At 72.4% G+C, this 3,948-nt stretch carries 4 protein-coding genes; all 4 read right to left on the bottom strand.

Annotated features, from left to right (window positions below; translation table 11 throughout):
- The coding region (locus tag H5J29_RS23955; protein ID WP_181783287.1) for a N5-glutamine methyltransferase family protein at positions 1-787 on the bottom strand (787 nt) is incomplete at its 3' end.
- Positions 788-797: 10 nt separating this feature from the next.
- Positions 798-1,886 (bottom strand): peptide chain release factor 1, encoded by a 1,089-nt coding sequence (gene prfA / locus H5J29_RS23950; RefSeq protein WP_181783286.1) that lies wholly within the window; start codon positions 1,884-1,886, stop codon positions 798-800.
- A 209-nt stretch (positions 1,887-2,095) separates the two neighbouring features.
- Positions 2,096-2,314: a 50S ribosomal protein L31 gene (rpmE, locus tag H5J29_RS23945; RefSeq protein ID WP_181783285.1), complete on the bottom strand. Its 219-nt coding sequence runs from the start codon at positions 2,312-2,314 to the stop codon at positions 2,096-2,098.
- A gap of 112 nt (positions 2,315-2,426) precedes the next feature.
- Positions 2,427-3,948: transcription termination factor Rho (rho, locus tag H5J29_RS23940; RefSeq protein ID WP_181783284.1), on the bottom strand; the 1,522-nt coding region annotated here is incomplete at its 5' end.

Below are 3,948 nucleotides of genomic sequence, written 5' to 3'. Positions count from 1 at the left end.
ACTCCGTGGAGATCGCGGTCGAGGACTTCAACCACTGGGTGGAGTGCGTGTCGTCGTGCTCGATCGCGAGCCCCCCGCCGTGGCGCAGCAGGGTCGCCGCGGTGGCGATGACGGCCGGGACCAGCGCCAACCCGTCCGGCCCGCCGAACACGGCGACCGCGGGGTCCCACTCGGACACCTCCGGCGGGACGGGCGTGCCCTCGGGGACGTACGGCGGGTTGCAGACCACCAGGTCGACCCGCGCCTCCAGGTCGGGGAGCAGGTCGGGGCGACGGACGTCGTCGGCGTGCAGGACCACCCGCTCGCCGTGCGCCGCGACGTTCCGCCGCGCCCAGCTCAACGCCACCGGGTCCTTCTCGACGGCGTGCACGGTGGCGTCCGGCCGAGCCACGGCGAAGGCGAGCGCCAGCGCCGCCGACCCGGTGCACAGGTCCACGACCAGCGGACGGTCGACGCCGGCGAGCTCCTTGAGCCCCCACTCCAGCAGCAGCTCGGTCTCCGGGCGGGGCGTGAACACCCCCGGCCCGACCGCGACCTCCACCGGCCCGAGCACCGCGGTGCCGAGGATGTGCTGCAGCGGCTCGCGGGTGACCCGCCGCGCGACCAGCTCGCGGTACCGGGTGAGCTGCTCGGAGTCGACGAGCGGGCGCATCATCAGCTGCGAGCGCGGCACGCCGACCACGTGCGCGGCCAGGAACTCGGCCTCCACCCGGGCCGACTCCACGCCCGCGGCGGCGAGCTCCCGCGCGGCCTCACCCACGGCGACCCGCAGCGGCAGCCGGCTCATCCGGGACCGCTCACTCCGGCGCCTCGGCCGCGGACATCGCCTCGGCGCGTTCGGCCTTCTGCAACGCCGCGACGACGTCGTCGAGCTCCCCGTCCAGCACCGTGGACAGGTTGTGCGCCTTGTACCCGACCCGGTGGTCGGAGATGCGGTTCTCGGGGAAGTTGTAGGTGCGGATGCGCTCGGAGCGATCCACCGTCCTGACCTGCAGCTTCCGCTCCGCCGACGCGGCCGCGGCCTGCTCGGCCTCGTGCAGCGCCTGCAGCCGGGAGCGGAGGACCTCCATCGCGCGGGCCCGGTTCTGCAGCTGCGACCGCTCGTTCTGGCAGCTCACGACGAGGCCGGTCGGCAGGTGCGTGATCCGCACCGCGGAGTCCGTGGTGTTGACCGACTGCCCACCGTGCCCGGAGGAGCGGAACACGTCGACGCGGATGTCGTTCTCGTCGATCTCGACCTCGGCGTCCTCCCCCGTGTCCGGGTAGACGAGGACGCCGGCGGCGGAGGTGTGGATGCGCCCCTGCGACTCGGTGACCGGCACCCGCTGCACCCGGTGGACGCCGCCCTCGAACTTCAGGGCGGACCACACGCCGTCGGGTGACGGGGTGCGCGACCGCAGGATCATGGTGATGTCCTTGTAGCCCCCGAGGTCGGAGTCGACGGCGTCGAGCACCTCGACCTTCCACCCCCGGCGCTCGGCGAACCGCTGGTACATCCGCACGAGGTCGCCCGCGAACAGGGCCGACTCCTCGCCGCCCTCGCCGGACTTGACCTCCATGACGACGTCGTCGCCGTCGTGCGGGTCGCGGGGCACGAGCAGCTCGGCGAGCCGGGTCTCGAGGTCCGGGATGCGCGCGGCGATCTCGTCCGCCTCGGCGCCGAACGCCGGGTCCTCGGCGGCCAGCTCGCGGGCTGCGGTCTCGTCCGAACGGGCGGCGGCCAGGTCACGGGCGACGGCGACGAGCGGGCCGAGCTCGGCGTAGCGGCGGCCGAGCCTGCGCGCGAGGGCCGTGTCGGTGTGCACGGCCGGATCGGCGAGGCGTGTCTCCAGCTCGGCGTACTCGTCGACGAGCGTGTCCACCGCGCTCGCCGGGCTGCTGCTCACCGCCACCGTCCTGCTCCTGTTCTCACTCGTGTCCGACTCGTGCGACCCCGGTGTCCGACTCGTGCGACCCCAGTGTCCGACTCGCGCGTCGGAAGTGGGGGACTCGCGGGGCGTGGTGTCCGACTCGCGCGTCGGGAGTGGGGGACTCGCGGGGTCCTGACATGCGAACGGCGCCCGCCCCCGGACGGGGACGGGCGCCGTGGGCGACGCTAGTTGGCGGCCTTGCGCTTGCCGTAGCGCGCCTCGAAGCGGGCGACGCGGCCACCGGAGTCCAGGATCCGCTGCTTGCCGGTGTAGAACGGGTGGCAGGCCGAGCAGGTCTCGACGGTCAGCGAGCCGCCGGACTTGGTGCTGCGGGTGCTGAAGCTGTTGCCGCAGCTGCAGGTGACCTGGGTCTCCGTGTACTGCGGGTGAATGCCCTCGCGCATGGGGTGTTTCCTCTCGGGAGATCTGCCGCCGGGTCCCGTGTCGGGTGAACCGGAGCGTGACGTCTCATTGAACCATCCGGGCCCGGCGGGGATTCCCGCCGGGCCCGGACGCTCAGTCGTCGTTGCCGAAGTTCCCCGGCGTGGTCTTCTGCACCTGCATCAGGAACTCGATGTTGGTGCGGGTCTTGCGCAGCTGGCCCAGCACGAGCTCGATCGCCTGCTGGTGGTCCAGCGCCGCGAGCACCCGGCGGAGCTTCACGCTCACCGAGAACTCGTCCGCGGACATCAGCAGCTCCTCCTTGCGGGTGCTCGACGCGTCCACGTCCACCGCCGGGAAGATCCGCTTGTCGGCGAGCTTCCGGTCCAGCTTGAGCTCGGCGTTGCCGGTGCCCTTGAACTCCTCGAAGATCACCGTGTCCATCGTCGACCCGGTCTCGACCAGCGCGGACGCGAAGATCGTGAGCGAGCCGCCGTCCTCGATGTTCCGCGCCGCGCCCAGGAAGCGCTTCGGCGGGTAGAGGGCGGTCGAGTCGACACCACCGGACAGGATCCGGCCTGACGCGGGCGCGGCCAGGTTGTAGGCCCGGCCCAGGCGGGTGATCGAGTCCAGCAGCACGACGACGTCGTGCCCCAGCTCGACGAGCCGCTTCGCCCGCTCGATCGCGAGCTCGGCGACCGCGGTGTGGTCCGCGGGCGGGCGGTCGAAGGTCGAGGCGATGACCTCGCCCTTCACCGACCGCTGCATGTCGGTGACCTCCTCCGGCCGCTCGTCGACCAGGACGACCATGAGGTGGCACTCGGGGTTGTTCGTGGTGATCGCGTTGGCGATCGCCTGCATGATCATGGTCTTGCCCGCCTTGGGCGGCGACACGATCAGCGCGCGCTGCCCCTTGCCGACGGGCATGACCAGGTCGATGACCCGGGTGGTGAGCTTCGACGGCTCGGTCTCCAGGCGCAGGCGCTCGTTCGGGTAGAGCGGCGTGAGCTTGGTGAACTCGGGCCGGTTCTTGCCGGACTCCGGGTCGCGGCCGTTGATCGAGTCGATGCGGACCAGCGGGTTGAACTTCTGGCGCTGCTGCTCGCCCTCGCGGGGCTGCCGCACGGCGCCGGTGATCGCGTCGCCGCGGCGCAGGCCGTGCTTGCGGACCATCGACAGCGACACGTAGACGTCGTTCGGGCCGGAGAGGTAACCGGTGGTCCGGACGAACGCGTAGTTGTCCAGGATGTCGACGATGCCCGCCACGGGGAGCAGGACGTCGTCGTCTCGGACCTCGGTGTCGATGGCGCGCTCGCCGCCGCCACCGCCACCACCACGGGTGTCGCGGTCGCGGCCCCGGCGGCGGTCCCGGAACCGGCGGCCGCGGCGGCCGCGGCCGTCCTCGTCGTCCTCGTCGTCCCGGTCGTTGTTCCGGTCCAGGTTCCGGTCCAGGCTGCGCTCGAGGTTCCGGTCCGGGTTGCGGTCGGTCCGCTCGGTGACGCGGTCGTTGGGCCGGTTCCGGTCGTTCCGGTCGCTGTTGCGGTCGTTCCGGTCGCTGTTGCGGTCGTTCCGGCCGGTGTCGCCGTTGCGGGACTCGCCGTCTCGCTCGTTGCGGTTCCGGTTGCGGTTGCGACCGCCCCGGCCGCCGTCGGCGTCC

This window comes from Pseudonocardia pini (genome assembly GCF_013870575.1).
Classification (GTDB): Bacteria; Actinomycetota; Actinomycetes; order Mycobacteriales; family Pseudonocardiaceae; genus Pseudonocardia; species Pseudonocardia pini.
Note: the sequence above shows the minus strand (reverse complement) of the source record. Positions and strands in the feature narration are given on the sequence as shown.

Coding starts and splice junctions, on each gene's coding strand:
- rpmE (WP_181783285.1), bottom strand. CDS start 2,314: ATGCGCGAGGGCATTCACCCGCAGTACACGGAGACCCAGGTCACCTGC.